We start from the raw sequence: 26,217 nt of genomic DNA, 5'->3' as shown, positions 1-26,217 counted from the left end.
GTAAAATCCTGCAAATTCTATCGGGCGCCCCTCGCGGTGCCGCCCCGCCCCCCATGAGCCAGACTCCCCTCTCGTACAAAGACGCCGGCGTGGACATCGACGCGGGCGACGCGCTGGTCGAGCGCATCAAGCCTTTTGCCAGGAAAACCATGCGCGAAGGCGTGCTGGCCGGCATCGGCGGCTTCGGCGCCCTGTTCGAGGTGCCCAAGCGCTACAAGGAACCGGTGCTGGTCTCCGGCACCGACGGCGTGGGCACCAAGCTGAAGCTGGCCTTCGAATGGGGCATGCACGACGGCGTGGGCATCGACCTGGTGGCCATGAGCGTCAATGACGTGCTGGTGCAGGGCGCCGAGCCGCTCTTCTTCCTGGACTACTTCGCCTGCGGCAAGCTGGATGTGGACACGGCGGCCCGCGTGGTCGCCGGCATCGCCAAAGGCTGCGAGCTGTCGGGTTGCGCCCTGATCGGCGGCGAGACGGCCGAAATGCCGGGCATGTACCCGGCGGGCGAGTACGACCTGGCGGGCTTCGCGGTCGGCGCGGTCGAGAAGTCGAAGATCCTCACCGGCCGGGACGTGAAGCCGGGCGACGTGGTGCTGGGCCTCGCGTCCAGCGGCGTGCATTCGAACGGCTTCTCGCTGGTGCGCAAGTGCATCGAGCGCGCGGGCGCTTCGCTGCCGGCGAAGCTGGACGGCAAGCCGTTCCGTGAAGCGGTGATGGAACCGACGCGGCTGTACGTCAAGCCGGTGCTCGCCGCGCTGGCGAAGCATCCTGTGAAGGCCCTGGCCCACATCACCGGCGGCGGCCTGCTGGAGAACATCCCGCGCGTGCTGCCCGATGGCACGGCGGCGCACCTGAAGGCCGGCAGCTGGCCGCGCACCGAGCTGTTCGCCTGGCTGCAGTCGACGGCGGGCATCTCCGACTTCGAGATGAACCGCACCTTCAACAACGGCATCGGCATGGTGGTGGTGGTGGCTGCATCGGAAGCCGCCGCCACGGCCGCCACCCTGCGCGCGCAAGGCGAGCAGGTGCACGAGATCGGCGTCATCGCCGAGCGCGGCAGCGGCGCGCCGGTCGTCGTCGCCTGAACGGCGTGGGCGTCCCGGACAACGTCTTCTGGGCCGCCTTTTCCGGCCCGCAGCGCGCGCTCAGCGTCGGCACCGCGCGTGCGCGGCGCTACCGGCCGGGCATCGCGGGGCTGATCGCCTTCGACGACAACGAGCACCCGGCCTTCGAAGACCTGGTGCCGTTCTGCGATGCCGGCGAGCCTTTCTATGGCCCGGTGTGGCCGGGCGCCACGCCGCCAGGGTGGGAGATCCGCGCCGAGGCGCCGCTCACGCTGATGGCCTGGGCGGGTGGTGCGGCGCCGGCGGCGACTTCGCCGGGAGTGGTCGTACTGGGCACCGGGCACATGCCCGCGATCCTCGACCTGGTGGCTCGCACCAAGCCCGGTCCCTTCGGTCCCGGCAACCTGGACCTGGGCCTCTACCTGGGCCGGTTCGAAGAGGGCCGCCTCGTCGCGATGGCGGGCGAACGCCTGCACACCGGACGCTGGCGCGAAGTGAGCGCTGTCTGCACCGATCCCGCGCATCAAGGGCGCGGCCTGGGTGGCGAGATGGTCAACGCGATCGTGCGCGAGCAGCTCGCGCGCGGCGAGACGCCCTTCCTGCACGTGATGGCGTCCAACACCGGCGCGATCGCGCTCTATCGCAAGCTGGGCTTCGAAGTCGTGCGCACGGTGCCCGTGCGCGTGGTCGCCCGCACCTGATCCGCCATGGCGCAAAATGACCGGCCGCCGTCCGCGGCCGGCTGGCGCAGGCGCGCGGCGACGGCGGAAGATGAGCGCCTAGCCACGGAGAACCTCGCCATGAAAACCGCCCTCCTCGTCATCGACGTCCAGGAATCCTTTCGCCACCGCCCGTTCTACACGGAGCGCGACCTGGGGCCCTACCTCGCCGCGCAGAACGCGCTGATCGAAGGCTGCCAGGCGCAAGGCGTGCCGGTCGTGCGCGTGCTGCATGCGGGCGGGCCGAAGGACGCATCCAATCCTTTCGCCGTCGAATCCGGCCAGGTGCGGCCGCTGCAGGGGCTGGCCGATTTCCAGCCCGCCGCCACCTTCCACAAGTCGCGCCACAGCTCGCTGGTGGGCACCGGCCTGGACGTGTGGCTGACGCAGCAGGGCGTCAGCCGCCTGATCGTCAGCGGCATCCGCACCGAACAGTGCTGCGAAGCGACCACGCGCCACGCCTCGGACCTGGGCTGGGCGGTGGACTACGTCACCGACGCCACGCTGACGTGGGACATGCAGAACGAGGATGGCAGCACGCTCGCCGCGGCCGACATCAAGCAGCGCACCGCCACCGTGCTGAAGGACCGCTTCGCCACGATCTGCACGGTGCCGCAGGCGCTGCAGCGCCTCGCGGCCTGAGCATGCGGCCGACGCCCGTCTGGTTCCTGCTGCTGGAAGACAGCCTGCTGCTGGACTGGGCGGGGCCGGCCGAGGCTTTGCGCATCGCCAACCAGCTGCGCATCGCGGGCGGGCTGCCGCCGGCGTACGAGCTGCGCTTCACGGGGCCTTCTCAAGACGCCGCGACGTCGGTCGGCGTCCACGTGCACGGACTCGCGCCGCTGCCGCCATCGCTGCCGCCCGAAGCGCTGCTGGTGCTGGTCGGCATGCCCGGCCCGCGGCTGGCCCTGCGCAAGCCCGGCGTGCGCGCCGCGGTGGACTGGCTGCGCACGCTGCAGGCCGCGCCGCCGCGGCTGGTGACCATCTGCGCGGGCGCGCTGCTCGCGGGCCACGCGGGCCTGCTGCACGGCCGCCGCGCCACCACGCACCACCAGCACCTGGACGAACTGCGCGCCATCGCGCCGGGCTGCCAGGTGGTGGACAACCGCGTGTTCGTGCTCGACGGGCCGGTGGCTTCCAGCGCGGGCATCACCACGGGCATCGACCTGGCACTGCACCTCGTCGCGCAACAGTGCGGCGCGCCGCTGGCCGCGCGCGTCGCGCAGACCATGGTGGTGGCGCTGCGCCGCGGGCCGCAGGACCCGGAGTTGTCGCCCTTCCTCTCTCACCGCAACCACATGCACGCCGCGCTGCACCTTGTGCAGGACGCGGTGAGCAGCGAGCCGCAGCGCGACTGGGACGTGGCCAGCATGGCGCACGCGGGGCACACGTCGACGCGGCATCTCACGCGGCTGTTCGTGCAGCACGCGGGCCTGCCGCCGCTGGACTACCTGCGGCGCATCCGGCTGGCGGTGGCGCAGGCCGCGCTGCAATCGGGCCGCACGGTGACGCAGGCGGCGGAGCTGGCGGGGTTCAGCTCCGACACGCAGCTGCGCCGCGCGTGGCGCGTGTTCGAGATGCCGGGAACGCCCTCGGGCGCCGCGCGCGAGATCGCCTAGGACTTGGCGCGGCGCAGGTCGGCCACGCGGTCGGCGATGGCGTCGATGTCCAGCGAGTCCTGGGCGTGGATGAGGTAGGTCTCCAGGTCCAGCACCGCCAGCGCGGCGTGGCCCTGCTCCGCGTGCGCGAGGCCGCGGTCGCGGTACTCGGCCCACGCGTCGGGCAACAGCACCAGCAGGCGGTCCTGCACGGCGATGAGCCGCTGCCAGTCTTCCTGCGCGCGGTGGATCTCCTTCAGGTTGCGCAGCATGCGCGCGATGATGTCGCGCGGCGGCGCGGCCTGCAGGTACAGGCCCAGCGGCACTTCGAATTCGTCCACCAGGCCGCTGCGGCGCTTGTACGGTTCCAGCCTTTCGGACAATTCCTCGCGTGACAGCGACTGGCCGGTGAACGGGTCGATCACCACCTGCCCCTTGGGCAGGTTCACCTTCACCATGAAATGGCCGGGGAAGCACACGCCGCGCGCGTGCAGGCCCAGGCCTTGCGCCAGTTCCATCCACAGCACGGCCAGCGAGATCTGGATGCCGCGGCGCGTGCGCAGCACGACGTTGAGGTAGCTGTTGTCCGGGTCGCAGTAGTCGTTGACGTTGCCGCCGAACGAGAGGTCGCGAAAGAAGAACTGGTTGAGCGCGCGCAGGCGCTGCAGCGGCGCGGCGTCGGCGGGCAGCCGGCGCCTCAGGCGCGCGAGCAGCTGGTCGACGTCGCCGAGGACCTGCTGCACGTCGAGGTCGGGGTATTCGTCCTGGGCGATGCTGGCGGCGGCTTCCAGCAGGGGGAAGTGGTCGTCGTCGGCGACCAGCGAACGGAAGTACTCCAGCGGGGTGGGAACTTCGAATTGAGGCGCCATCGTGGCGCTCGTTGTAATGGAGTGGCCCGGCAGCGTCAAGGCGGGCCGGGGGCCGCATCAGGCGCGCGGTTCAGCGCGTGACAAATTGCCTCAGGTTCAATCCGGCGGCCCAGAGCGCGCCGAAGTAGATGGCGGCCGACGCGGCGACCATGCCGCCCAGCAGCGCCGCGCGCTGCAGCGGCTGCGCACGCAATGCGACCCAGTCGAAATGCGCCGCGCCCCACAGCAGGAACAGCGACAGCAGCACCGTGCCCGCGATCACCTGCGCGAGGAAGCGCAGCCAGCCCGGCGCGGGCGTCCAGCTGCCGCGGCGCCGCAGGCCGGCGAGCAGCCAGCCCGCGTTGAGCAGCGCGCCCAGGCCGATGGACAGCGCCAGCCCCGCGTGCTTGAGCAGCGGCACCAGCGCGACGTTCAGCGCCTGCGTCGCCACCAGCGCCACGATGGCGATGCGCATCGGCGTCTTCATGTCGTGGCTGGCGTAGTAGCCGGGCGCCAGCACCTTGATGGCCACCAGCCCGAGCAGGCCGGAGCCGTAGCCCGCGAGCGCGATCGCGACCTGGTCGACGTCGCTGGCCTTGAACGCGCCGTAGTGGAACAGCGTGGCGACCAGCGGCCGCGCGAACACCAGCAACGCCACCGAACACGGAATGGCGAGCAGCACGACGGCGCGCAGGCCCCAGTCCAGCATCGAGGAATACCTCTCAGCCTCGCCGCTGGCGCGCGCGGCGGCCAGCTGCGGCATCAACACCACGCCCAGCGCGACGCCGAGCAGCGCGGTGGGGAACTCCATCAGCCGGTCGGCCGAGTTGAGCCAGCTGACGCTGCCCGCCGCCAGGTGCGAAGCGATCTGCGTGTTGATCAGCAGCGAGATCTGCGCGACGCTGACGCCCAGCATCGCCGGCAGCATCAGCCCGAGGATGCGGCGGGTGGCGGGATCGCTCAGTGACGCGCGCAAGCTGGAGACCGCGACGCCGATGCGCGGCAGCATGCCGATGCGCCGCAGCGCGGGCAGCTGGATCAGCAGCTGCAGCACGCCGCCCAGCATGACGCCCACGCATTGCGAATAGATCGGCTCGATGCCCAGGCGCTGGAACACCGGCACGATGGCGACGATGGAGAAGATCAGCGTCACGTTCAGCAGCACGGGCGACGCCGCCGGCACCGCGAACTTCTTCCAGGTGTTGAGGATGCCGCCCGCCAGCGCCACCAGCGACATGAAGCCGATGTAGGGGAACATCCAGCGCGTCATCACCACCGCGGCGTCGTGCGCCTGCAGCCCGCTGGCCAGCGCCCACACCAGCAGCGGTGCCCCCACCACGCCCGCCACGCACAGCAGCACCAGCGTCCACAGCAGCACGGTGGACACGTGGTCCACCAGCGCCTTGGCGCCGCCATCGCCTTCGGTGGCCCGGGAAGCGGCGAGCACCGGGACGAAAGCCTGGCTGAAGGCGCCTTCGCCGAACACGCGGCGGAACAGGTTGGGGATGCGGAAGGCGACGTAGAAGGCGTCGGTGAGCGCGCTGACGCCGAAGACCGAGACCATCAGCATGTCGCGCACCAGCCCGGTGACCCGCGACGCCAGCGTGAGGAGGGAGACCGTGGAAGCGGCTTTGAACAGGCTCACCAGCTCGAGTGTACCGGCCTGTTTTCAGGGGGTTGGGACAGAGTTGGCACTTCGCTTACAATGGAGGGCTTTGCTGGCAACATCCTCAGACACGTAAAGGAATCACACACATGGCATCCGCCAAACCCAAGAAGAAGAACCCGCGCCTGGCGTCGGGCCGCAAGCGCGCCCGCCAGGACGTCAAGCTGAACGCCGCCAACACCTCGCTGCGTTCGCGTTACCGCACCGCCGTCAAGAACGTGGAAAAGGCCGTCGCCGCCGGCGACAAGGCCAAGGCCACGGAACTGTTCGCCAAGGCCCAGAGCATCGTCGACACCGTCGCCGACAAGGGCATCTTCCACAAGAACAAGGCCGCTCGCGACAAGAGCCGCCTGGCTGCCAAGGTCAAGGGCCTGGCACAAGCCGCCGCCTGAGGTTCACCAGGCAACCAGCCCGGGCTTCCATGAAGCCCGCCGTTTGAAACGGGTGCGCTGCCAGCAAACGCAAAACCGCCTTCGGGCGGTTTTGTCGTTTCCGGCTGTCATCCCGGCGAACGCCGGGATCCACCTCCGGGAGGAATTGCCCGCGCGACGACGAGGTCCGGTGATGGATGCCGGGTCAAGCCCGGCATGACGCGCTGGGGCGGGCGGCCGTTCAGCCAGCCGGCTGTTCCGCCACGCGCAGGTCGTTGTCGCGCGCGAAGTTCATCACGAAGTCCCAGGCCATGGGGTCGTGCGCGCGCAGGTCGCTGTGCACGACGATGGTCTTCACGCCGTCGATGACGCGCGGCACGCACCAGGGCGAATAGCTGAGGTGGCTGCCGGGCGTGGCGCCGCCCGGGCGGAAGGAGCTCATGACGCCCGCGAGCCGCTCGGCCCAGTCGCTCGGCCTGAAGGTGCGCCCATCCCGGGTGATGCCCTGGATGAAGACGACTTTGGCGGTGCTGGGGACCATTCGGGTGCTGGCGGGAGGGGCGTGCGCAGACGGGGATCGCCCATGCTGCAACGCACAAGAATTTTATCTTATATAAGAGTTGCGACGGATCGGGGCAGGGCGGCGCGCCAGCTTCGCACCGCATGACTGTGATGCGCAATCGTCAAGCAAGCCGCCCTGGCGATGTGCCTAGAATCAGGCCTCAACGGCTCACTCCTTGAGCCGATTTTCATTTCTGGAGAGTGCCGATGGCCCGGATCGAGGCGGCTTCGCCCCACACGATGAACACTTACGGCCGAGTGCCGATCGCGCTGTCGCATGGGCAGGGCGCGCGAGTGTGGGACGTCAACGGCAAGGAATACCTGGACGCGCTGGCCGGCATCGCCGTCAACACGCTGGGCCACAACCACCCCAAGTTCGTGCCGGCCATCCAGGACCAGGTGGCCAAGCTGATCCACAGCAGCAACTACTACCACGTGCCCAACCAGGAGAAGCTGGCGGCCAAGCTGACGCAGCTGTCCGGCATGACCAACGTGTTCTTCTGCTGCACGGGCCTGGAAGCCAACGAGGCGGCCCTCAAGCTGGCGCGCAAGTACGGCCACGACAAGGGCATCGAGCGCCCGAAGATCGTGGTGTACGAGAAGGCATTCCATGGCCGCAGCATCGCCACGCTGTCGGCCACCGGCAACGAGAAGGTGCAGAAGGGCTTCGGCCCGCTGGTGGAAGGCTTCGTGCGCGTGCCGATGAACGACATCGCCGCGCTGAAGGCCGCCACCGAGGGCGACAAGGACGTGGTGGCCGTGTTCTTCGAGACCATCCAGGGCGAAGGCGGCATCAACCCGATGCGCATCGAGTACCTGCAGCAGGTGCGCGAGCTGTGCGACCAGCGCGGCTGGCTGCTGATGATCGACGAGGTGCAGTGCGGCATGGGCCGCACCGGCAAGTGGTTCGCGCATCAGTGGGCGGGCATCGTGCCGGACGTGATGCCGCTGGCCAAGGGCCTGGGCTCGGGCGTGCCCATCGGCGCCGTCGTCGCCGGCCCCAAGGCGGCCAACATCTTCCAGCCGGGCAACCACGGCACCACCTTCGGCGGCAACCCGCTGGCCATGCGCGCGGGCGTGGAGACCATCCGCATCATGGAAGAGGATCGCCTGCTGGACAACGCGGCGGAAGTCGGCGCGTACCTGAAGGGCGCGCTGGCGCGCGAGCTGGGCGGCCTGCCGCAGGTGAAGGACATTCGCGGCCAGGGCCTGATGCTGGGCATGGAGCTGGACCGCCCATGCGGCGTGCTGGTGAACCGCGCCGCGGAAGCCGGCCTGCTGATCAGCGTCACCGCCGACAGCGTGGTACGCCTCTTGCCGCCGCTGATCTACACGAAGGCGGACGCCGACGAATGCGTGGGCATCCTCGCGCCGCTGGTGAAGGCCTTCCTGGCCGAGTGAGCCCATGACGCAGATCCAGCATTACCTGCAGTTCACCGACCTCACCGCGGACGACTACGCCTGGCTGTTCGAGCGCGCGGCGGTGATCAAGCGCAAGTTCAAGGCGTACGAGAAGTACCACCCGCTGGCCGACCGCACGCTGGCGATGATCTTCGAGAAGGCTTCCACGCGCACGCGCGTGAGCTTCGAGGCCGGCATGTACCAGCTGGGCGGCAGCGTGGTGCACCTGACCACCGGCGACAGCCAGCTGGGCCGCGCCGAGCCCATCGAGGACAGCGCGCGCGTCATCAGCCGCATGGTGGACCTGGTGATGATCCGCACCTTCGGCCAGGACAAGATCGAAAGCTTCGCCGCGCATTCGCGCGTGCCGGTGATCAACGGCCTGACCAACGAGTTCCACCCCTGCCAGATCCTGGCGGACATCTTCACGTACATCGAGCACCGCGGTTCCATCCAGGGCAAGACCGTGGCCTGGGTGGGCGACGGCAACAACATGGCCAACACCTGGCTGCAGGCGGCCGACCTGCTGGGATTCAAGGTGCACGTCTCCACGCCCAGCGGTTACGAGGTCGACCAGGACGTGGCCGGCGTGCGCAGCGCCGACAGCTACCGCGTTTTCCGCGACCCCATGGACGCGTGCCGTGGCGCCGACCTGGTGACCACCGACGTGTGGACCAGCATGGGCTTCGAGGCCGAGAACGAGGAGCGCCGCAAGGCTTTCGCCGAGTGGTGCGTGGACGAGGACATGATGCGCGTGGCCAAGCCCGACGCGCTGTTCATGCACTGCCTGCCCGCGCACCGCGGCGAGGAAGTGCAGGCCGAAGTCATCGACGGCCCGCAGTCGGTGGTGTGGGACGAGGCCGAGAACCGCATGCACGTGCAGAAGGCGCTCATGGAGTACCTGCTGCTCGGGCGCGTCAAGGGCTGACGCGCCCGCCTCCCCTCGCAAGCTTCAATGCGCCGCGGATTGCGCCGCCGGCGCAGTGCCCAGCGTCATCAGCCCCAGCTTCACCAGCCGCGACTCGATCGCCCAGCGCGTGCGGCCCAGGGCCGCGGCCAGGTCTTTCGTCGGCGTGCCGGCGGAGAAGCCCAGCCGCAGCTGTTCGTCGTCTTCCGCCGACCACGGCTTGCCCGTGTTGGGCGGAAGCTCGGCGCGGGCGCGCTTCGCGCGGGCCGGCGCGACGGCCCCCGCGGCGCCCTGCAGCGCCTGCGACACCGCGAACAGCGCGCGGATGACCGGCGGCGCGTTGTACGGGCTTTCTTCCGGCATCACTTCGCCCGTGACCGGGTGGATGCCTTGCGCGAGGGTGTCGATAATCTCGCGCGCGGTTTGCAGTTCCATGGTTTCTCTCCCTTCGTGAACTCACTGTATCCACATACAGTACCGCCGCAACGCCCCGGCGCCGCGCGCCGTTGACAGCATGTCCGATCTCCATCCTTGCCTTGCATGTGGCGCCTGCTGCGCCGCGTTCCGCGTCGACTTCGCGGCGGATGAACTCGACGAGAACGGCGGCACCGTGCCCGTGGGCCTGGCCGTCGAAGTGACCGGCAACACGTGGCGCATGCGCGGCACCGACCACATGCCGGTGCGCTGCGCGGCGCTCACCGGGAAGATCGGCGAGCGCGCCGGCTGCGGCATCTACGAGTGGCGGCCCAACCCCTGCCGCGAACTGGAACCCGGCAGCCAGGGCTGCGATCGCGCGCGTGCGCGTCACGGGCTGCCGCCTCTGCAGCCGCCGGCCTGAAACGCACGACGAGCGGCTCCGGTTTTTTTGCCGTCGTGTTGGCATTAACCGACACCACGCGATTTCCACGCGGCACACACTCCGCCGCATGCGACAGCTCTGGGACATCTCGCCGCCCGTGCGCGAAGGCTCGCCGGTGTTCCCCGGCGACACGCCTTACTCGCAGCAATGGGCAGCGGCCATCGCGCCCGGCTGCCCGGTCAACGTCAGCAGCCTGACGCTCTCGCCGCACGTGGGCGCGCACGCGGATGCGCCGCTGCACTACGACCCCGAAGGCCCGCCCGCCGGCGCGCTGGACCTCGATCCCTACCTCGGCGCGTGCCGCGTCATCCACGCCATCGGCGTGCATCCGCTGGTGCGGTGGGAACACGTGGAGCATGCGGCGAACGACTTGCCGCCGCGCGTGCTCGTGCGCACCTACCAGCGCGCGCCGGTGGACCGCTGGGACGGTGAACTCGCGGCCTTCGCGCCCGACACCATCGAGCGCCTGGCCTCGCTGGGCGTGAAGCTGGTCGGCATCGACACCGCCAGCATCGACCCGGCCGACAGCAAGACGCTGGACAGCCACCAGGTGATTCGCAGGCGCGGCCTGCGCGTGCTGGAAAACCTGGTGCTGGACGAAGTCCCCGAAGGCGACTACGAGTTGATCGCCCTGCCCCTGAAGCTGATGACAGCCGACGCGTCGCCCGTGCGCGCCGTGCTGCGGACCTTATGACGACCCTGAACGATTGCCGCGCGATGGACGCGGACGACCCGCTGCGCCAACTGCGCGATCTTTTCACGCTGCCCGAAGGCGTGACCTACCTCGACGGCAATTCGCTGGGCCCGCTGCCCAGAGCCACGGCCGCGCGCGTGGCCAAGGCCATCGAATCGGAGTGGGGCGAAGGCCTGATCCGCTCGTGGAACAGCGCCGGCTGGTTCGAGCTGCCGCGCCGCGTGGGCGACCGCATCGCCGCGTGGATCGGCGCCGGTGAAGGCGAGGTGGTGGCCACCGACACCACGTCGATCAACCTGTACAAGGTGCTCAGCGCCGCGCTGTCCATCCAGGCGGAAGACGCGCCGGGCAAGCGCGTGGTGCTCAGCGAGCGCAGCAACTTCCCCACCGACCTGTACATCGCGCAGGCGCTGTGCGAAGACCGCGGCTTCACGCTGAAGCTGCTGGAGCCGGAGCAGATCGAAGGCGAGCTCGCGAAAGGCGAAGCGGCCGTGCTGATGCTCACGCACGTGAACTACCGCACCGGTGCCATGCACGACATGGCCGCGCTCACGGCGCTGGCGCATCGGCACGGCGCTCTCGCGGTGTGGGACCTCGCGCACAGCGTGGGCGCCGTGCCCGTGGACCTGCGCGGCGCGCAGGCCGACTTCGCCGTGGGCTGCGGCTACAAGTACCTGAACGGCGGCCCGGGCGCGCCGGCCTTCGCGTGGGTGAACTCGCGCCACGCCGACCGCTTCCGCCAGCCGCTGGCAGGCTGGTGGGGCCATGCCGCGCCTTTCGAGTTCACGCCGGAGTACCGGCCCGCGCCGGGCATCGTGCGCTACCTGTGCGGCACGCAGCCGGTGCTGAGCCTCACCGCGCTGGACTGCGGCCTGGACGCCATCGACACGTCGCGCGCAGCCGGCGGCATGGCGGCGCTTCGGCGCAAGTCGCTGGCGCTCACCGACCTGTTCATCGCGCTGGCCGAAGAGCGTTGCGCGGGCCATGGCCTGTCGCTGGTGACGCCGCGCGATCACGCGCGCCGCGGCTCGCAAGTCTGCCTGTCGCGCACGGAAGGTGCGTATGCCATCGTGCAGGCGCTGATCGCGCGCGGCGTGATCGGCGACTTCCGCGCGCCGGACATCCTGCGCTTCGGCTTCACGCCGCTGTACCTGCGCTTCGAGGACGTGTGGAACGCGGCCGAGCATCTGCGCGAAGTGCTGCAGGACGGCGAATGGCGCCGGCCCGAGTTCAACCGCCAGCACGCCGTGACATGAACGAGACGATCCGCCCCGAAGACATCGTGCGCGAGGAAGGCGCGCGGCTGGATTTCAGCCGCGAGATGAGCTATGGCGACTACCTGCAGCTGGACCGCATCCTCGGCGCGCAGAAGCCGCTGTCGCCCGACCACAACGAGATGCTGTTCATCATCCAGCACCAGACCAGCGAGCTGTGGATGAAGCTGATGCTGCACGAGCTGCACGCGGCCATCGATTGCGTGGCGCGGGATCAGCTGGGCAGCGCGTTCAAGATGCTGGCGCGCGTCTCGCGCATCATGGAACAGCTGGTGCACGCCTGGGACGTGCTGGCGACGATGACGCCGCCGGAGTACAGCGCCATCCGCCCCTACCTCGCGAAGTCCAGCGGCTTCCAGAGCGCGCAGTATCGTTGCATCGAGTTCGCGCTGGGCAACAAGAACGCGGCGATGCTCAAGCCGCACGTGCATCGGCCCGACCTTCTCGCACAGGTGACGGCCGCCTACGAAGCGCCTTCGCTGTACGACGAGTCGCTGCGCCTGCTGGCCCGCCGCGGCCTGGCGGTGCCGGACTCGCACACGGACCGCGACTGGACCCAGCCTTACCGCGAGAGCACCGAGGTTGAACAGGCCTGGCTGCGGGTCTACCGCGACCCCGAGCACTACTGGGACCTGTACCAGCTGGGCGAGGAGCTCACCGACCTGGAAGATGCTTTCCGGCTCTGGCGCTTCCGCCACGTCACCACGGTCGAACGCGTGATTGGGTTCAAGCGCGGCACCGGCGGCACGGGCGGCGTCTCTTACCTGCGCAAGATGCTGGACGTCGTTCTCTTCCCCGAGATCTGGCGCCTGCGCACCGACCTTTAAGGGCCGCCGTACAACCACGGCAGGTCGAGCAGCGGCTCCCCCACCGTCTTCATCGCCAGGTTGCGCGCCACGCGCAGCGCGCCGTCCGCGTGGAAGATGCGGCCGTTGCGAAGCGACCTGGCCTGCACCCGCGCGCAGCGCTGCCAGCGGTCGAGCGCGTAGCGGCGCAGGGCCGTGGGCACGTCGATGACGCGTCCATCGCAGGTGCGCAGCACCCTCTCAAGTGCGGCCGCATCTTCCAGCGCCATGCCCGCGCCTTGCGCCAGGTATGGGCGCATGGGATGCGCCGCATCGCCCAGCAGCGCCGCGCGGCCTTCGGCCATCTCGTGGTCGCCCGCCACCGGCGCGCGATCGTGCACCGGCCACAGCCGCCACTCCGGCACCGCTTCGACGATGGTGCGCAGCGGCGCGCACAGGCCTTTCGCCGCTTCGCGCAACGCCGCGACAGATGCAGCCTGGTCCCAGTCTTCACCCGCACGCCCTTCGATGAAGCCGACGATGTTCATCGCCTCGCCACCCCGCACCGGGTAGCGCACCAGGTGCATGCGCGGGCCCAGCCAGGCTTCGACGTGGTCGCCTTGCATGGTCACGGGCAATGCATCGCTCTGCAGCAACGCCCGATAGGCGACGTGGCCGGTCGCCGGCGCGGGCGACCCATCGAGCAGCTGCGCGCGCAGGCGGCTCCACACGCCGTCGGCGACGGCCGCCGCGTCGGCTTCGACCCAGCCGCCTTCTTGCAGCCGCGCGCGCGCCATGTCGCCGCGCACCTCGAGCGACTCGACGCGCGTGCCCTCGTGCAGGAAGACGCCGTCCTCCGCCGCTTGCGCCAGCAGCGCGGCTTGCAGGTCGGCACGGTGCACGGTGAAGTAAGGCGCGCCGTAGCGTGAGGCGGCGGTCTCTCCGAGCCGCAGCGTGCCGATCTCACGGCCATCGACCGCATCGCGCACGGACAGCCGCGCGGGCTGGAACGGCCGCAGTTCCGGGCGCTGCAGCACGCCCCATTCGCGCAGCACGCGCGTGGCGTTCGGGCCCAGTTGCAGGCCCGCGCCGGCTTCCGAAAACGCCGTCGCCTGTTCGAACAGGCGCGCTTCCCAGCCTGCGCGCCGTGCGCCGATCGCGGCCGCCAGGCCCGCGATGCCGCCGCCGGCGACGAGGAGGTCTTGTGCCATCGCGCCGGATTGTGCCGCGTGCGCGGCACCGCGGCGTTTCGTCAGGACGGCTGCGCCGAGAGTTCAGGCAGCCAGCAGTTGCCTGAGCACGAACGGCAGGATGCCGCCGTGGCGGTAGTACTGCACCTCGATCGCGGTGTCGATGCGCAGCGTGACGGTGATCTCCTGCGTGCTGCCGTCGGCGCGGTGCACGATGACCTTCGCGTCGCTTTGCGGGCGCAGTTCCGGATCGGGGACGACGTCGATGAACTCCGAGCCGTCCAGCCGCAGCGACTGCCAGGTGTCGGTGTCCTGGAACTGCAGCGGCAGCACGCCCATGCCCACCAGGTTGCTGCGGTGGATGCGCTCGAAGCTGCGCGCCACCACGGCCTTGATGCCCAGCAGCTGCGTGCCCTTGGCCGCCCAGTCGCGCGAAGAGCCCGTACCGTATTCCTCGCCCGCGAAGATGACCGTGGGCCGGTTCTCGGCCATGTACTTCATCGCCGCGTCGAAGATGAACATCTGCTCCGCGTTGCCCTTGGCGCCGCGGTAGATCGTCAGGCCGCCTTCGACGCGCGAGCCGTCGGCCAGCGCCGGGATCATCAGGTTCTTGATTCGCACGTTGGCGAAGGTGCCGCGCATCATCACGTCGTGGTTGCCGCGCCGCGCGCCGTAGCTGTTGAAGTCGGGCTTCATCACGCCGTTGGCCAGCAGCCACTGCCCCGCGGGCGAGCTTTCCTTGATGGAGCCGGCCGGCGAGATGTGGTCGGTGGTGATCGAGTCGCCGAACAGCGCCATGATGCGCGCGCCGCGCACCGACACGTCCTGCTGCGGATCGTTGGCCGGCGGCTTGGGATCGAAGTTCGGGAACAGCGGCGGCTCGGCGATGTAGGTGCTGTGCGGCCAGGCGTACGTCTCGCCCGACACCCCGCGAATGCCCTTCCACAGCTCGCCCGGTTCCTCGCGCACCTTCGCGTAGTTGGCCTCGTAGCGCTCACCGTTCATGGCGAACTTCATCAGGCGGTGCACCTCGTCGCTGGAGGGCCAGATGTCGCCCAGCCACACGTCCTGGCCGTCCTTGCCCTTGCCCACGGGCTGCGTCATCAGGTCCTTCAGCACCGTGCCGGCGATGGCGTAAGCCACCACCAGCGGCGGGCTGGCCAGGAAGTTGGCTTTCAGGTTCGGATGGATGCGCGCCTCGAAGTTGCGGTTGCCCGAGAGCACCGCCGCGCACACCAGGTCGCTCTTGGTGATGGCCTCGTTGATCTCGGGCGCCAGGTCGCCCGAGTTGCCGATGCAGGTGGTGCAGCCGTAGCCGGCGACGGTGAAGCCCAGCTGCTCCAGGTAAGGCAGCAGGCCGGCCTTCTTCAGGTACTCGGTCACCATGCGCGAGCCGGGCGCCAGCGACGTCTTGATGTGCGCCTGCACCTTCAGGCCCGCTTCCACCGCCTTCTTGGCGAGCAGGCCCGCCGCGAGCATCACGCCCGGGTTGGACGTGTTGGTGCAGCTGGTGATGGCGGCGATCAGCACGTCGCCGTTGCCGATGGTCACGTGCTGCGGCGCGGCCGGAGCGGACGGCGCTTCCGACTGCGCGGCGGCCAGCGTCGGCTTGTTCGCCTCCATCTCGGTTTCGGACACCATCGCCGCGGGCTTCACCGGCGGGTTGGCCGGCACCTTGGGGTCAGGCGTTTCACCGCCCGCATGCAGCAGGTGTCGCGACAGCAGCGTTTCGCTGGGCTTGTTGAAGCCGTTCTCCGCCGCGGACTTGCTGAACAGCTCGGTGAAGGTGCTGGCGACCTTGCCGATGTCGATGCGGTCCTGCGGCCGCTTGGGGCCGGACAGGCTGGGCGTCACCTCGCCCAGGTCCAGCTTCACGACCTGCGAGTAGTCGATGTCGCCGGCCGCCGGGATGCCGAACAGGCCCTGGGCGCGGAAATACGCCTCGAGCGCATCGAGCTCCTCCTTGCTGCGGCCCGTGCCGCGCATGTAGTCGATGGTCTTGTCGTCCACCGGGAAGAAGCCCATGGTGGCGCCGTACTCGGGCGCCATGTTGCCGATGGTGGCGCGGTCGGGCACCGACAGCGTGCGCGTGCCTTCGCCGAAGAACTCGACGAACTTGCCCACCACCTTGTGCTTTCGCAGCAGCTCGGTGACGGTGAGCACCAGGTCGGTGGCGGTACAACCTTCGCGCAGGCGGCCGGTGAGCTCGAACCCCACCACGTCGGGCGTGAGCATGTACACCGGCTGGCCCAGCATGGCGGCTTCGGCTTCGATGCCGCCCACGCCCCAACCCACCACGCCCACGCCGTTGATCATGGTCGTGTGGCTGTCCGTGCCCACCAGCGAGTCGGGGTAGTACACGCCCTGGGGCGTGCTGTGCACGCCCCGCGCCAGGTACTCCAGGTTCACCTGGTGCACGATGCCGAAGCCGGGCGGCACCACGCCGAACGTGTGGAACGCCTGCATGCCCCATTTCATGAACTCGTAGCGCTCGCGGTTGCGCTGGAATTCGAGCTTCATGTTGAGGTCGAGCGCGTCCTTGGTGCCGTAGTGGTCCACCATCACCGAGTGGTCCACCACCAGGTCCACCGGCACCAGCGGCTCGATGCGGCCCGGCTCGCGGCCCAGCCGAGCGGCGGCGCTTCGCATCGCGGCCAGGTCGGCCAGCAGCGGCACGCCGGTGAAGTCCTGCAGCACCACGCGCGCGACCACGAACGGGATCTCTTCCGTGCGGGGCGCGTTGGCCTGCCAGTTGGCCACTTCGCGGACGTGCTCGGCCGTCACCTTCAGGCCGTCGCAGTTGCGCAGCACCGACTCGAGTACGACGCGCATGGACACCGGCATGCGGCGGACGTTGGGGAACTGTTCGGCCAGCACCGGCAGCGAGTAGAAGCTGCCGGTCTTGCGGCCGAACCTGAAACTCTTCAGCGTGTTGGCGAAGGCGTGGGGCATGGGACAGTCCTCTCAGGATGAGTTCTTCTGGACGCGTGTGCAGCCGTGCTGCACCGGGCAAACATTGTGCCGCCGATCGTGACGGGCATGCGACGGCAATGTGTGTTGCCTGTGACTGGACAGGGATGTTCTTGTCTGCCCTTGCCTGCGCCGCGATCGTCGTCACCGGGTCAGGGTGGGGAGGGTTTTCTGCCACCCCCTGGCCCGGCCACGACGGCTCAATTCAAACCGGCAGGTACCGAACCGCCAGCACGCCTTCGATGTCGCGAAGGGCGGCAAGCACGGATTCCCCGACAGCGCTGTCCACATCCACGAGCGTGTAGGCCATCTCGCCGCGAGACTTGTTGACCATGTTGTGGATGTTGAGGCCGGCCTGCGCCATGGTGGTGGAGATCTGGCCCACCATGTTCGGCACGTTGGCGTTGGCGATCGCCACGCGGAAAGCCGACTCGCGCGCCATCGCCACGCTGGGGAAGTTCACCGCGTTGGCGATGTGCCCGTGCTCCAGGAAATCGCGCAGCTGCTCGGCCACCATCACGGCGCAGTTGTCTTCCGCCTCGCGCGTCGAAGCGCCCAGGTGCGGCAGCGCGATCACCTTGGGGTGACGAAGGATGTGGCCGTGCGGGAAATCGCAGACGTAGCGCGCCAGCGGACCCGCTTCCAGCGCGCGCAGCACCGCCGCATCGTCCACCACGCCTTCGCGCGAAAAGTTCAGCAGCACCGCGCCCGGCTTCATCGTCGGCAGGTTGTCGGCGTTCACCAGGTGGCGCGTGGCATCGAGCAGCGGCACGTGCAGCGTGACCAGCTGCGAACGCTTCAGCACCTCGGACACGCTGCCCGCGCGCTTCACCTGCGAGGGCAGGCTCCACGCGGCGTCGATGGTGATCTCGGGGTCGAAGCCCAGCACGTTCATGCCCAGCTGGATGGCCGCGTGCGCCACCAGGCAGCCCACCTTGCCCAGGCCGATGACGCCCAGCGTCTGGCCCGCCAGCTCGAAGCCGGCGAACTGCTTCTTGCCGCTCTCGACGTGTTCGTCCAGGTCGTGCGCCGCCGGGTCCAGCCCGTCGACGAACCGCTGCGCGGCGGGCAGGTTGCGCGCGGCCATCAGCATGCCGGCCAGCACCAGCTCCTTCACCGCGTTGGCGTTGGCGCCGGGCGCGTTGAACACCGGCACGCCGCGCGCGCTCATGGCCTTGACGGGGATGTTGTTGGTGCCCGCGCCCGCGCGGGCTATGGCCTGCACGCTGGCGGGGACCTGCATCGAGTGCATGTCCGCGGACCGCACCAGGATGGCGTCGGGCGATGCGACCGACTTGCCCACTTCGTAGCGGCCGGCAGGCAGCCGCTGCAATCCCAGGTCCGAGATCTGGTTGAGGATCAGGACCTGGAATTGCTTGCTAGGCATGTTGTTTCTCGAATTCCTGCATGTAGGCCACGAGGGCTTTGACCCCCTCCATCGACATCGCGTTGTAGATGGAAGCTCGCATCCCACCGACCGAGCGGTGGCCTTTCAGCTGGATCATCCCCTTCGCCTGCGCGCCCTTCAGGAAGGCCTCGTCGAGCGAATCGTCCTTCAGCTTGAACGGCACGTTCATCAGCGAGCGGTCTTCCTTCGCGACCGGGTTGCTGTAGAAGCTGCTGGCGTCCAGGTAGTCGTACAGCACCCTGGCCTTGGCCTGGTTGTGCTCCTCCATCGCCGCGAGGCCGCCGTTGGCCTTCACATGCTTGTAGACGAGACCGGCGATGTAGATCGAGTACGTCGGCGGCGTGTTGTACATGGAGTCGGCTTCGGCCTGCGTCTGGTAGTTGAACGCCGAAGGCGTGACCGGCAGCGCGTGGCCGAGCAAGTCGTCGCGCACGATCACCACGGTGACGCCCGAAGGGCCCATGTTCTTCTGCGCGCCGGCGTAGATCAGGCCGTACTTGCCGACGTCGATGGGGCGCGACAGGATGTTGGACGACATGTCGGCCACCAGGGGCACGCTGCCGGTGTCGGGCGTCCAGTGGAATTCCACGCCGCCGATGGTTTCGTTGGAGCAGATGTGCACGTACGAAGCGGCGGGATCCAGCTTCCATTCCGATTGCTTGGGGATGGCGGTGAATTTCGAAGGCTCGCCGTTCGCGGCGATGTTCACGGTTCCGTACGTCTTCGCTTCCTTCGCGGACTTCTTCGACCAGTCGCCCGTGACCACGTAATCGGCCTTGCCGTTGGTGCCGATCAGGTTCATCGGGACGATGGCGTTCTCGCCGATGGCGCCGCCCTGCATGAACAGCACCTTGTAGCCGGACGGGATGCCCATCAGCTCGCGCAGCGTGGCTTCCGCTTCGGCGTGGATGGCGATGAACTCCTTGCCGCGGTGGCTCATCTCCATCACCGACATGCCGCTGCCGTGCCAATCCATCATCTCGTCGGCGGCCTGCCGCAGGACGGCTTCGGGCAGGGTGGCGGGACCGGGGCTGAAATTGAAGACGCGGGGCATTGCTCGTTCTGCTGTCGGGATGGGGGTGGGACAGCATACAAGAATGAGCCCTGCCCTTGAGGTCGTCGGGGCCGGGACAGGGCAGGGAGGGTCTTCTGCCTCCATGTCCTCCGCGCGCCTGGTACGGCGCAGCTCCCCCTTGACTTACGGCAGAAGACCCTCCCTACCCTGTCCCTGCAGCGTGCGATGCTGGAAGGCAGTCTTCGGCGGCGGAGGTGCGGGGCCGCTCGGGCGGCCTGGGAACGTCGTGCGAATTTCTCCATGGGGATTCGGCGCGATGTCAAAGGCCGCCCGAGCGGCCACGCACCTCCGCACGTTAGGGCGGCCGTTCCTCCCGCGCGCGGTAGGGACAGGGGGCGGCACGACTGCTCCAAACTCAGGCCGTAACAACACCCGCAGTGCGACGCGCCGCACGCAGCCCCATCCACTGCAAGTCGGCCAGCACCAGCACCGTCGCAGCCTGCATCGAGATCCACGCGATGCCCAGCGTCGTAGGCTGCAGCGCGTAGACCGCGAACCCGCAGCCGATCGCCCAGCCCACGTTGCCGATGGCAAACAACGCCACCAGCGGGCGAATGACCTCGCGCCGCGACGCCAGCCACGCGACGACCAGTCCGTACGCGACCAGGAAGATGCCCGTATCAACCAGCAGCGCCTGCGGCAACCCCAGCAGCCGCGGCAGCGCATCGAGGGCGGCCAGCTGCAGCGCGCCGCTGGCCACGCAGGAGACGGCGTCGGCCCACAGGACGCCGCGCAGGAAACGGGGAGAAGCGAAGAGGGACATGGTGTGCTCCTTGGTTGTCGAGGCGCCCATGGTCCCGGCCGGCGCGCGTGGGGTCCATGACGTCGCAGGTCATGGGATCGCGGCGGGGCCGCGTCTACCATCCGCGCATGAGTTCGACCGCCGCCCTCCCCCTTCGCGCCGCGCCGACGCCGTTCGGCGAGCACCTGCGCCACTGGCGCACGCGCCGCCGCCTGTCGCAGCAGGACCTGGCGGGCGAGGCGGACATCTCCACCCGGCACCTCAGCTTCGTCGAGACCGGCAAGTCGTCACCCAGCCGCGAGATGGTGCTGCGCCTGGCCGAGCGGCTGGACGTACCGCTGCGCGAGCGCAATGCGATGCTGGTGGCTGCCGGCTTCGCGCCCATGTACCGCGAGCGGCCGCTGGACGATCCGCAGCTGGCGCCCGCGCGCGCGGCGGTGGACCTGATCCTGAAAGCGCACGAGCCGAATCCCGCGCTGGCGGTGGATCGCCACTGGAACCTGGTGGCGGCCAACCGCATGATCCCGCACCTGATGGCGGGCGCCGACGCGGAGCTGGTGCAGGGACAGGTGAACGTGCTGCGCCTGAGCCTGCACCCGAAGGGCATCGCCTCGCGCATCGCCAACCTGGGGCAGTGGCGCGAGCACCTGTTCGAACGCCTGCGCCAGCAGATCCACGCGACCGGTGACGCGGTGCTGGCGACGCTGCTGGAGGAACTGCGCGGCTACCCGGTGCCGGATGGCGCGCACGACACGGTGCTGGACGGCGAGCACGTCGGCGTGGCGCTGCCGCTGCAGTTCCGCACGCCCGCTGGCGCGCTGCTGAACTTCATCAGTACGACCACCGTGTTCGGCACCGCGGTGGACGTCACGGTGCAGGAACTGACGCTGGAGACGTTCTTCCCGCTGGACGCGGCGACGGCGCAGGCCCTGCAGGCCATGGCCGCCGCTTGACGCGCGTCAGGCCGAGGCCGGCTGCACGCCTTCCGGTGGCGGGCCGGCTTCGATCTGGTGCTCGAAAGCGCGAAGCCGCTTGTAGACCGACATCAGTTCGACGATGGTGCTCCAGCTGAGCACCAGGAACTGGAAAGCGCTTTCCACGCGGCCGAACGCGCGCACGATCTGCTGCATCACGCCCAGCGTCACCACGCCGCCCACCAGCGTCGGACCGAGCGCGGCGTACGGCACCAGCACGCCCACCTGCAGGTACGACCACTTCGCCACGTCGAAGTACAGGTAGTGGAAGAACAGGGTGAAGTAGTTGCGGCGCACCGCCCCGAACAGCGTCTGCACTTGCGGCGGTTGCGCACGCGCGGGGTCGTCCTCGCCGTAGACGAGCTCCTTGCGGTAGGCCGCCTCCACCCGCTGGTTCTGGAACTGCAGGCCCGGCAGCTTCACGCCGACGACCGCGAGCAGCAGCGTCCCGCCCAGCGCGAACGCGATGGCCACCCACACCAGCGAATACGACACCGCCCCGAAGTAAGGCAGTTCGGTGACCTTGGCCGACAGGCCCGCCAGGATCGGAAGGAAGGCGGCCAGCACCATCAGGCTGCGCATGAACTCGATGCCCAGGCCCTCCATGATGGAGGCGAAGCGCATGGTGTCTTCCTGCACGCGCTGCGCCGCGCCTTCGATGTGGCGCAGCCGGTCCCAGTGCGACATGTAGTAGTCGTTCATGGCCTGGCGCCAGCGGAAGATGTAGTGCTTGACGAAGAAGTCCAGCACCACCGCCACCAGCACGTAGATCATCGCGATATGCAGGAAGGTGCCCAGCTGCTTCCAGTATTCGTCCAGCGAAATGCTGCCGGGCTTGGCCAGCGCCTTCTGCACCACGTCGTAGAAGGAGCCGAACCACTCGTTGATCCGCACGTCCAGCTGCACCCGGTACCAGGTGGCGAACAGGATCACGGCGGTGCCCAGGATGGACCACGCGAACCAGCGGCGCGACAGGAAGAAGGACTTGAACATTGCGGGAGGGCCTTTCTCGTTCCGGCGCATGCTAACCGCGCGGCGCCCGCCCCGGGCTGTCAGCGCAGGCGCACAGCCCCCGGCGCACCGCGACTACGGTGCCGCCGGCCAGCCCCCACCAAGATGGGTCATCGCCAACCGACACAGCGAGGAACCTTCATGAGCAAGGACAAGACGCCCCACGAGAAGCTGTGGGACATGATCAAGGACATCCGTTTCGGCATGCTGACCCACCGCCATGCCGACGGCGGCCTGCACGCCCACCCGCTCACCACGCAGAACCAGGCGCTGGGTGAGCAGGGCATCCTGTACTTCTTCGTCTCCAAAGCCACGGAGCTGGGCCAGCGCCTGCAGGCCGACGGCAACGTGAACGTCTCCTACTCGGACACGCACAAGGACGTGTACGTCTCCATCACCGGCCGCGCGGTGGTCAGTAACGACCGCTCCGCCAAGGAGCGCCTGTTCAACCCCATGACCAAGGCCTGGTTCCCCGGCGGCGTGGACGACCCGGACCTGGAGCTGATCGAGGTGCACGTGGTGCACGCCGAGTACTGGAGCGTGAAGGAGAGCAAGCCGACGCAGCTGTTCAAGATGGCGGCCGCGGCGGTGTCCGGCGAGCGGCCGAAGATGGGGGAGCACAAGGAAGTGTCCGTCTGAGGATCACACCCGGGGACCGGGCTCCAACCTTGTCATGCCGGGCTTGACCCGGCATCCAGCTCCGGTGGCTTGGCTCCGCGCGGGAGGTGAATCCCGGCGTTCGCCGGGATGACAAAGAAAAAACGGCCCCGCAGGGCCGTTTCGTTCGCGGTGCGCCGCTTACGCCGGCACCGTGTCCGCCACCTTCCTGAAGTCGGCGATCTGGTCGAAGTTCATGTACTTGTAGATCTTGTCGCCGTTGGCGTTGATCACGCCGATGTCGGCCATGTACTCCTCCTTGCTCGGGATCTTCCCGAGGCGCGAGCAGATGGCCGCCAGTTCGGCGGAACCCAGGTACACGTTGGTGTTCTTGCCCAGGCGGTTGGGGAAGTTGCGGGTGCTGGTGGACATCACCGTCGCGCCTTCGCGCACCTGCGCCTGGTTGCCCATGCACAGCGAGCAGCCGGGCATCTCCATGCGCGCGCCGGCCACGCCCAGCACGCCGTAGTGGCCTTCCTCGGTCAGCTGCTGCTGGTCCATCTTGGTCGGCGGCGCCACCCACAGCTTCACCGGGATGTCGCGCTTGCCTTCCAGCAGCTTGGAAGCCGCGCGGAAGTGGCCGATGTTGGTCATGCACGAGCCGATGAACACCTCGTCGATCTTGGCGCCGGCCACGTCGGACAGCGTCTTCACGTCGTCCGGGTCGTTCGGGCACGCCACGATGGGTTCGTGGATGTCGGCCAGGTCGATCTCGATGACCGCCGCGTACTCGGCGTCGGCATCGCCCTTGAGCAGCTTGGGATCCTTCAGCCACGCTTCCTGAGCGGCGATGCGGCGGGCCAGTGTGCGGGCGTCGGCGTAGCCGTTGGCGATCATCCAGCGCATCAGGGTGATGTTGCTCTGGATGTACTCCATGATCGGTTCCTTGTTCAGGTGAACCGTGCAGCCGGCGGCCGAGCGCTCGGCGGAAGCGTCGGACAGCTCGAAAGCCTGTTCCACCTTCAGGTCGGGCAGGCCCTCGATCTCCAGGATGCGGCCGGAGAAGACGTTCTTCTTGCCCTTCTTCTCCACCGTCAGCAGGCCCTGCTTGATGGCGTACAGCGGGATGGCGTTGACCAGGTCGCGCAGCGTGACGCCCGGCTGCATCTGGCCCTTGAAGCGCACCAGCACCGATTCAGGCATGTCCAGCGGCATGACGCCGGTGGCAGCGGCGAAGGCCACCAGGCCCGAGCCGGCGGGGAACGAGATGCCGATCGGGAAGCGCGTGTGCGAATCGCCGCCCGTGCCCACCGTGTCGGGCAGCAGGAAGCGGTTCAGCCAGCTGTGGATGACGCCATCGCCCGGGCGCAGCGCCACGCCGCCGCGCGTGGAGATGAAGTCGGGCAGCTCGTGGTGCATCTTCACGTCCACCGGCTTCGGGTAGGCGGCCGTGTGGCAGAACGACTGCATCACCAGGTCGGCGCTGAAGCCCAGGCAGGCCAGGTCCTTCAGCTCGTCGCGGGTCATCGGGCCGGTGGTGTCCTGCGAACCCACCGAGGTCATCTTCGGCTCGCAGTACGTGCCGGGGCGGATGCCCCGGCCTTCCGGCAGGCCGCAGGCGCGCCCGACCATCTTCTGCGCCAGCGAGAAGCCCTTGCCCGTGTCCTTGGGCGCCTTGGGCAGGCGGAATAGGGTGGAAGGCGCAAGGCCCAGCGCCTCGCGCGCCTTGGCCGTCAGGCCGCGGCCGACGATCAGCGGGATGCGGCCGCCGGCGCGCACCTCGTCGAACAGCACTTCGCTCTTCACTTCGAACGTGGCGATGACCTCGCCGTTCTTCAGCGCCTTGCCTTCGTAGGGACGCAGTTCGATCTCGTCGCCCATCTCCATCTTGCTGACGTCCAGCTCGATCGGCAGCGCGCCCGCGTCTTCCATCGTGTTGTAGAAGATCGGCGCGATCTTGCCGCCCAGGCACACGCCGCCGAACCGCTTGTTCGGCACGAACGGGATGTCCTGGCCGGTGAACCACAGCACGCTGTTGGTGGCCGACTTGCGGCTGGAGCCGGTGCCCACCACGTCGCCGACGTAGGCCACCGTGTTGCCGCGCGCGCGCAGCTCCTCGATGAACTTCACCGGGCCGCGCTTGCCCTCTTCTTCCGGCGTGATGCCGGGGCGCGGATTCTTGTGCATCGCCAGCGCGTGCAGCGGGATGTCGGGGCGGCTCCACGCGTCAGGTGCGGGCGACAGGTCGTCGGTGTTGATCTCGCCGGCCACCTTGAACACGGTGACCTTGATGCTTTGCGGCACTTCGGGGCGCGAGGTGAACCACTCGGCGTCGGCCCAGCTTTGCAGCACGGCCTTGGCGTTGGCGTTGCCCTTGTCGGCCTTTTCCTTGACGTCGTGGAACTGGTCGAACATCAGCAGCGTCTTCTTCAGCGCACCGGCCGCGACGGCGCCCACTTCGGCGTCGTCCAGCAGGTCGATCAGCGGGCTGATGTTGTAGCCGCCCAGCATGGTGCCCAGCAGCTCGGTGGCCTTGGCGCGGCTGATGATCATGCACTTCTCGGTGCCGTGCGCCACGGCGGCCAGGTAGCTGGCCTTCACCTTGGCGGCGTCGTCCACGCCGGCGGGCACGCGGTTCGTGATCAGGTCCAGCAGGAAGTCGGCCTCGGCCTTCGAGGGGTTCTTCAGCAGCTCCACCAGGTCGGCGGTCTGCTGCGCCGACAGCGGCAACGGCGGGATGCCGAGCGCCGCGCGTTCGGCGACGTGGGTGACATAGGCTTGCAGCATGGTTGTTCTCCGTACGGTCTTCAGTTGGCGCGCGGTGCGGACGCCGCAGCGGCCGCAGCGGGGATCGCGGGATTCGATGCAGGGGCCATGCCAGCGGCGGGCGCGCTGGCCGGCGCGGCGGATGCGGACGCCGCCGCGGCCGCGGCCGAAGCCGCCGCAACCGGGGCGGAAGCGGCCGGCGCCGGTGCGTCGAGGATGCTGGGGCGCGGATTGCGCTTGAGTTCTTCCGCGAAGGCGGCCTGCCTGGGGCTCTGGCACTCGTCGGCCAGGCGCTGGCCCAGCTTCTGCGACATCAGCATGGACTTGTTGCCCAGCTGCAGCCACATGGCGCCGCGCTTGGCGTCTTCCAGGCGGATGGCGCCGGTGCGGCTGTCCACCGGGTGCATCAGGAAGCGGTAGCCCTTGGTGGTGACGAGGAACAGGCCTTCGCGCTTCGACGGCGTGACCTTCACGCTGGCGCCCAGCTCGCAAGGCATGTCGCCGGTCTGCACTTCGCGCGCGACGGCCAGTTCCTTCTCGCCGATCTGGATGGACGGGTCGTCGTCGATCGGCGTGTTCTCTTCCACCGCCTTCTGCGCGCCGCGCGCCAGCTTGGGGTTGCGCCCGGCGGCCTTGGCCGTCGCCGGCTTCTTGTCGGCGGCCGGCTTGGCCGCGGTCTGCGCGGCGGCGGGCAAAGCGAAGGCCGCGAAGGCGGCCATCAGTGCGATCGTCAAGGG

The 26,217-nt window shown here is 68.9% G+C and carries 25 protein-coding genes; 13 read left to right on the top strand and 12 right to left on the bottom strand.

Going from position 1 to position 26,217, the window contains the following annotated elements:
• The first annotated feature begins 53 nt into the window (after positions 1–53).
• From purM to EZ216_RS10840, 4 genes are all read left to right on the top strand, one after another.
• Entirely contained in the window at positions 54–1,085 is a 1,032-nt protein-coding gene (gene purM / locus EZ216_RS10855) for a phosphoribosylformylglycinamidine cyclo-ligase (RefSeq protein ID WP_135249748.1), read from the top strand.
• A 5-nt stretch (positions 1,086–1,090) separates the two neighbouring features.
• On the top strand, positions 1,091–1,765 hold the full coding sequence (locus EZ216_RS21615; protein ID WP_205959655.1) for a GNAT family N-acetyltransferase: 675 nt from the start codon (positions 1,091–1,093) through the stop codon (positions 1,763–1,765).
• 99 nt (positions 1,766–1,864) lie between these two features.
• Positions 1,865–2,425 carry a cysteine hydrolase family protein gene (locus EZ216_RS10845; RefSeq protein WP_135249747.1) on the top strand — a complete coding sequence of 187 codons (561 nt, stop codon included), beginning with the start codon at positions 1,865–1,867 and terminating at the stop codon, positions 2,423–2,425.
• A 2-nt stretch (positions 2,426–2,427) separates the two neighbouring features.
• Positions 2,428–3,402: a GlxA family transcriptional regulator gene (locus EZ216_RS10840; protein ID WP_135249746.1), complete on the top strand. Its 975-nt coding sequence runs from the start codon at positions 2,428–2,430 to the stop codon at positions 3,400–3,402.
• Here EZ216_RS10840 and EZ216_RS10835 read toward each other — a convergent pair.
• Together EZ216_RS10835 and murJ are read right to left on the bottom strand one after the other, a co-directional pair.
• Positions 3,399–4,250, bottom strand: coding sequence for a SirB1 family protein (locus EZ216_RS10835; RefSeq protein WP_135249745.1), 852 nt, complete (start codon positions 4,248–4,250; stop codon positions 3,399–3,401). The genes EZ216_RS10840 and EZ216_RS10835 overlap by 4 nt on opposite strands.
• Before the next feature lie 70 nt (positions 4,251–4,320).
• Positions 4,321–5,874 (bottom strand): murein biosynthesis integral membrane protein MurJ, encoded by a 1,554-nt coding sequence (gene murJ, locus EZ216_RS10830; RefSeq protein ID WP_135249744.1) that lies wholly within the window; start codon positions 5,872–5,874, stop codon positions 4,321–4,323.
• A gap of 110 nt (positions 5,875–5,984) precedes the next feature.
• Here murJ and rpsT point away from each other — a divergent pair, with 110 nt between their 5' ends.
• Complete coding sequence (gene rpsT, locus EZ216_RS10825; protein WP_135249743.1) at positions 5,985–6,287, top strand: 30S ribosomal protein S20; 303 nt, start codon at positions 5,985–5,987, stop codon at positions 6,285–6,287.
• Positions 6,288–6,507: 220 nt separating this feature from the next.
• Here rpsT and EZ216_RS10820 read toward each other — a convergent pair whose 3' ends face one another.
• Positions 6,508–6,807, bottom strand: a complete 300-nt coding sequence (locus EZ216_RS10820; protein WP_135249742.1) for a DUF3579 domain-containing protein — start codon at positions 6,805–6,807, stop codon at positions 6,508–6,510.
• A 227-nt stretch (positions 6,808–7,034) separates the two neighbouring features.
• Between EZ216_RS10820 and EZ216_RS10815 the strand changes: the two genes are divergently transcribed.
• Both EZ216_RS10815 and argF read left to right on the top strand, forming a co-directional pair.
• Entirely contained in the window at positions 7,035–8,228 is a 1,194-nt protein-coding gene (locus EZ216_RS10815; RefSeq protein ID WP_135249741.1) for an aspartate aminotransferase family protein, read from the top strand.
• Positions 8,229–8,232: 4 nt separating this feature from the next.
• Complete coding sequence (gene argF / locus EZ216_RS10810; RefSeq protein WP_135249740.1) at positions 8,233–9,156, top strand: ornithine carbamoyltransferase; 924 nt, start codon at positions 8,233–8,235, stop codon at positions 9,154–9,156.
• Positions 9,157–9,180: 24 nt separating this feature from the next.
• Here argF and EZ216_RS10805 read toward each other — a convergent pair whose 3' ends face one another.
• A complete protein-coding gene (locus tag EZ216_RS10805; RefSeq protein ID WP_135249739.1) occupies positions 9,181–9,570 on the bottom strand; it encodes a hypothetical protein in 390 nt (129 codons plus the stop codon).
• Between the two features lie 79 nt (positions 9,571–9,649).
• Between EZ216_RS10805 and EZ216_RS10800 the strand changes: the two genes are divergently transcribed.
• The 4 genes from EZ216_RS10800 (at position 9,650) to kynA (ending at position 12,789) form a co-directional block, all read left to right on the top strand.
• Positions 9,650–9,973, top strand: coding sequence for a YkgJ family cysteine cluster protein (locus EZ216_RS10800; protein ID WP_135249738.1), 324 nt, complete (start codon positions 9,650–9,652; stop codon positions 9,971–9,973).
• A gap of 88 nt (positions 9,974–10,061) precedes the next feature.
• Positions 10,062–10,688: an arylformamidase gene (gene kynB / locus EZ216_RS10795; protein ID WP_135249737.1), complete on the top strand. Its 627-nt coding sequence runs from the start codon at positions 10,062–10,064 to the stop codon at positions 10,686–10,688.
• Positions 10,685–11,944 (top strand): kynureninase, encoded by a 1,260-nt coding sequence (gene kynU / locus EZ216_RS10790; RefSeq protein ID WP_135249736.1) that lies wholly within the window; start codon positions 10,685–10,687, stop codon positions 11,942–11,944. Before kynB ends, kynU begins: the two co-directional genes overlap by 4 nt.
• Positions 11,941–12,789, top strand: coding sequence for a tryptophan 2,3-dioxygenase (gene kynA, locus EZ216_RS10785; RefSeq protein WP_205959654.1), 849 nt, complete (start codon positions 11,941–11,943; stop codon positions 12,787–12,789). The genes kynU and kynA overlap by 4 nt, the downstream gene beginning before the upstream one ends.
• Here the strand turns inward: kynA and EZ216_RS10780 are convergent.
• The 5 genes from EZ216_RS10780 to EZ216_RS10760 all read right to left on the bottom strand — a co-directional run bounded on the left by EZ216_RS10780 (position 12,786) and on the right by EZ216_RS10760 (position 20,153).
• Positions 12,786–13,958: an FAD-dependent oxidoreductase gene (locus tag EZ216_RS10780; RefSeq protein ID WP_135249734.1), complete on the bottom strand. Its 1,173-nt coding sequence runs from the start codon at positions 13,956–13,958 to the stop codon at positions 12,786–12,788. The two genes, kynA and EZ216_RS10780, sit on opposite strands and share 4 nt — an antisense overlap.
• Before the next feature lie 63 nt (positions 13,959–14,021).
• Positions 14,022–16,889: an aconitate hydratase gene (locus EZ216_RS10775; protein ID WP_135249733.1), complete on the bottom strand. Its 2,868-nt coding sequence runs from the start codon at positions 16,887–16,889 to the stop codon at positions 14,022–14,024.
• Positions 16,890–17,112: 223 nt separating this feature from the next.
• Complete coding sequence (locus EZ216_RS10770; RefSeq protein ID WP_135249732.1) at positions 17,113–18,294, bottom strand: phosphoglycerate dehydrogenase; 1,182 nt, start codon at positions 18,292–18,294, stop codon at positions 17,113–17,115.
• The gene (gene serC / locus EZ216_RS10765; protein WP_135249731.1) at positions 18,287–19,369 is read right to left on the bottom strand and encodes a 3-phosphoserine/phosphohydroxythreonine transaminase; all 1,083 of its coding nucleotides are present in this window, start codon (positions 19,367–19,369) and stop codon (positions 18,287–18,289) included. Before serC ends, EZ216_RS10770 begins: the two co-directional genes overlap by 8 nt.
• A gap of 376 nt (positions 19,370–19,745) precedes the next feature.
• On the bottom strand, positions 19,746–20,153 hold the full coding sequence (locus tag EZ216_RS10760) for a hypothetical protein (RefSeq protein WP_135249730.1): 408 nt from the start codon (positions 20,151–20,153) through the stop codon (positions 19,746–19,748).
• 107 nt (positions 20,154–20,260) lie between these two features.
• Between EZ216_RS10760 and EZ216_RS10755 the strand changes: the two genes are divergently transcribed.
• The gene (locus EZ216_RS10755; protein ID WP_239024335.1) at positions 20,261–21,085 is read left to right on the top strand and encodes a helix-turn-helix domain-containing protein; all 825 of its coding nucleotides are present in this window, start codon (positions 20,261–20,263) and stop codon (positions 21,083–21,085) included.
• A gap of 6 nt (positions 21,086–21,091) precedes the next feature.
• On the opposite strand, the gene sbmA is transcribed toward EZ216_RS10755, so the two are convergent.
• Positions 21,092–22,099 (bottom strand): peptide antibiotic transporter SbmA, encoded by a 1,008-nt coding sequence (gene sbmA, locus EZ216_RS10750; RefSeq protein ID WP_135249728.1) that lies wholly within the window; start codon positions 22,097–22,099, stop codon positions 21,092–21,094.
• A gap of 159 nt (positions 22,100–22,258) precedes the next feature.
• Between sbmA and EZ216_RS10745 the strand changes: the two genes are divergently transcribed.
• Complete coding sequence (locus tag EZ216_RS10745; RefSeq protein WP_135249727.1) at positions 22,259–22,756, top strand: pyridoxamine 5'-phosphate oxidase family protein; 498 nt, start codon at positions 22,259–22,261, stop codon at positions 22,754–22,756.
• A gap of 159 nt (positions 22,757–22,915) precedes the next feature.
• On the opposite strand, the gene acnB is transcribed toward EZ216_RS10745, so the two are convergent.
• Positions 22,916–25,501 carry a bifunctional aconitate hydratase 2/2-methylisocitrate dehydratase gene (gene acnB / locus EZ216_RS10740; RefSeq protein WP_135249726.1) on the bottom strand — a complete coding sequence of 862 codons (2,586 nt, stop codon included), beginning with the start codon at positions 25,499–25,501 and terminating at the stop codon, positions 22,916–22,918.
• Between the two features lie 20 nt (positions 25,502–25,521).
• Positions 25,522–26,214: a hypothetical protein gene (locus EZ216_RS10735; RefSeq protein WP_239024334.1), complete on the bottom strand. Its 693-nt coding sequence runs from the start codon at positions 26,212–26,214 to the stop codon at positions 25,522–25,524.
• Positions 26,215–26,217: the final 3 nt, after the last annotated feature.

The organism is Ramlibacter humi, assembly GCF_004681975.1.
Classification (GTDB): domain Bacteria; phylum Pseudomonadota; class Gammaproteobacteria; order Burkholderiales; family Burkholderiaceae_C; genus Ramlibacter; species Ramlibacter humi.
Note: the sequence above shows the minus strand (reverse complement) of the source record. Positions and strands in the feature narration are given on the sequence as shown.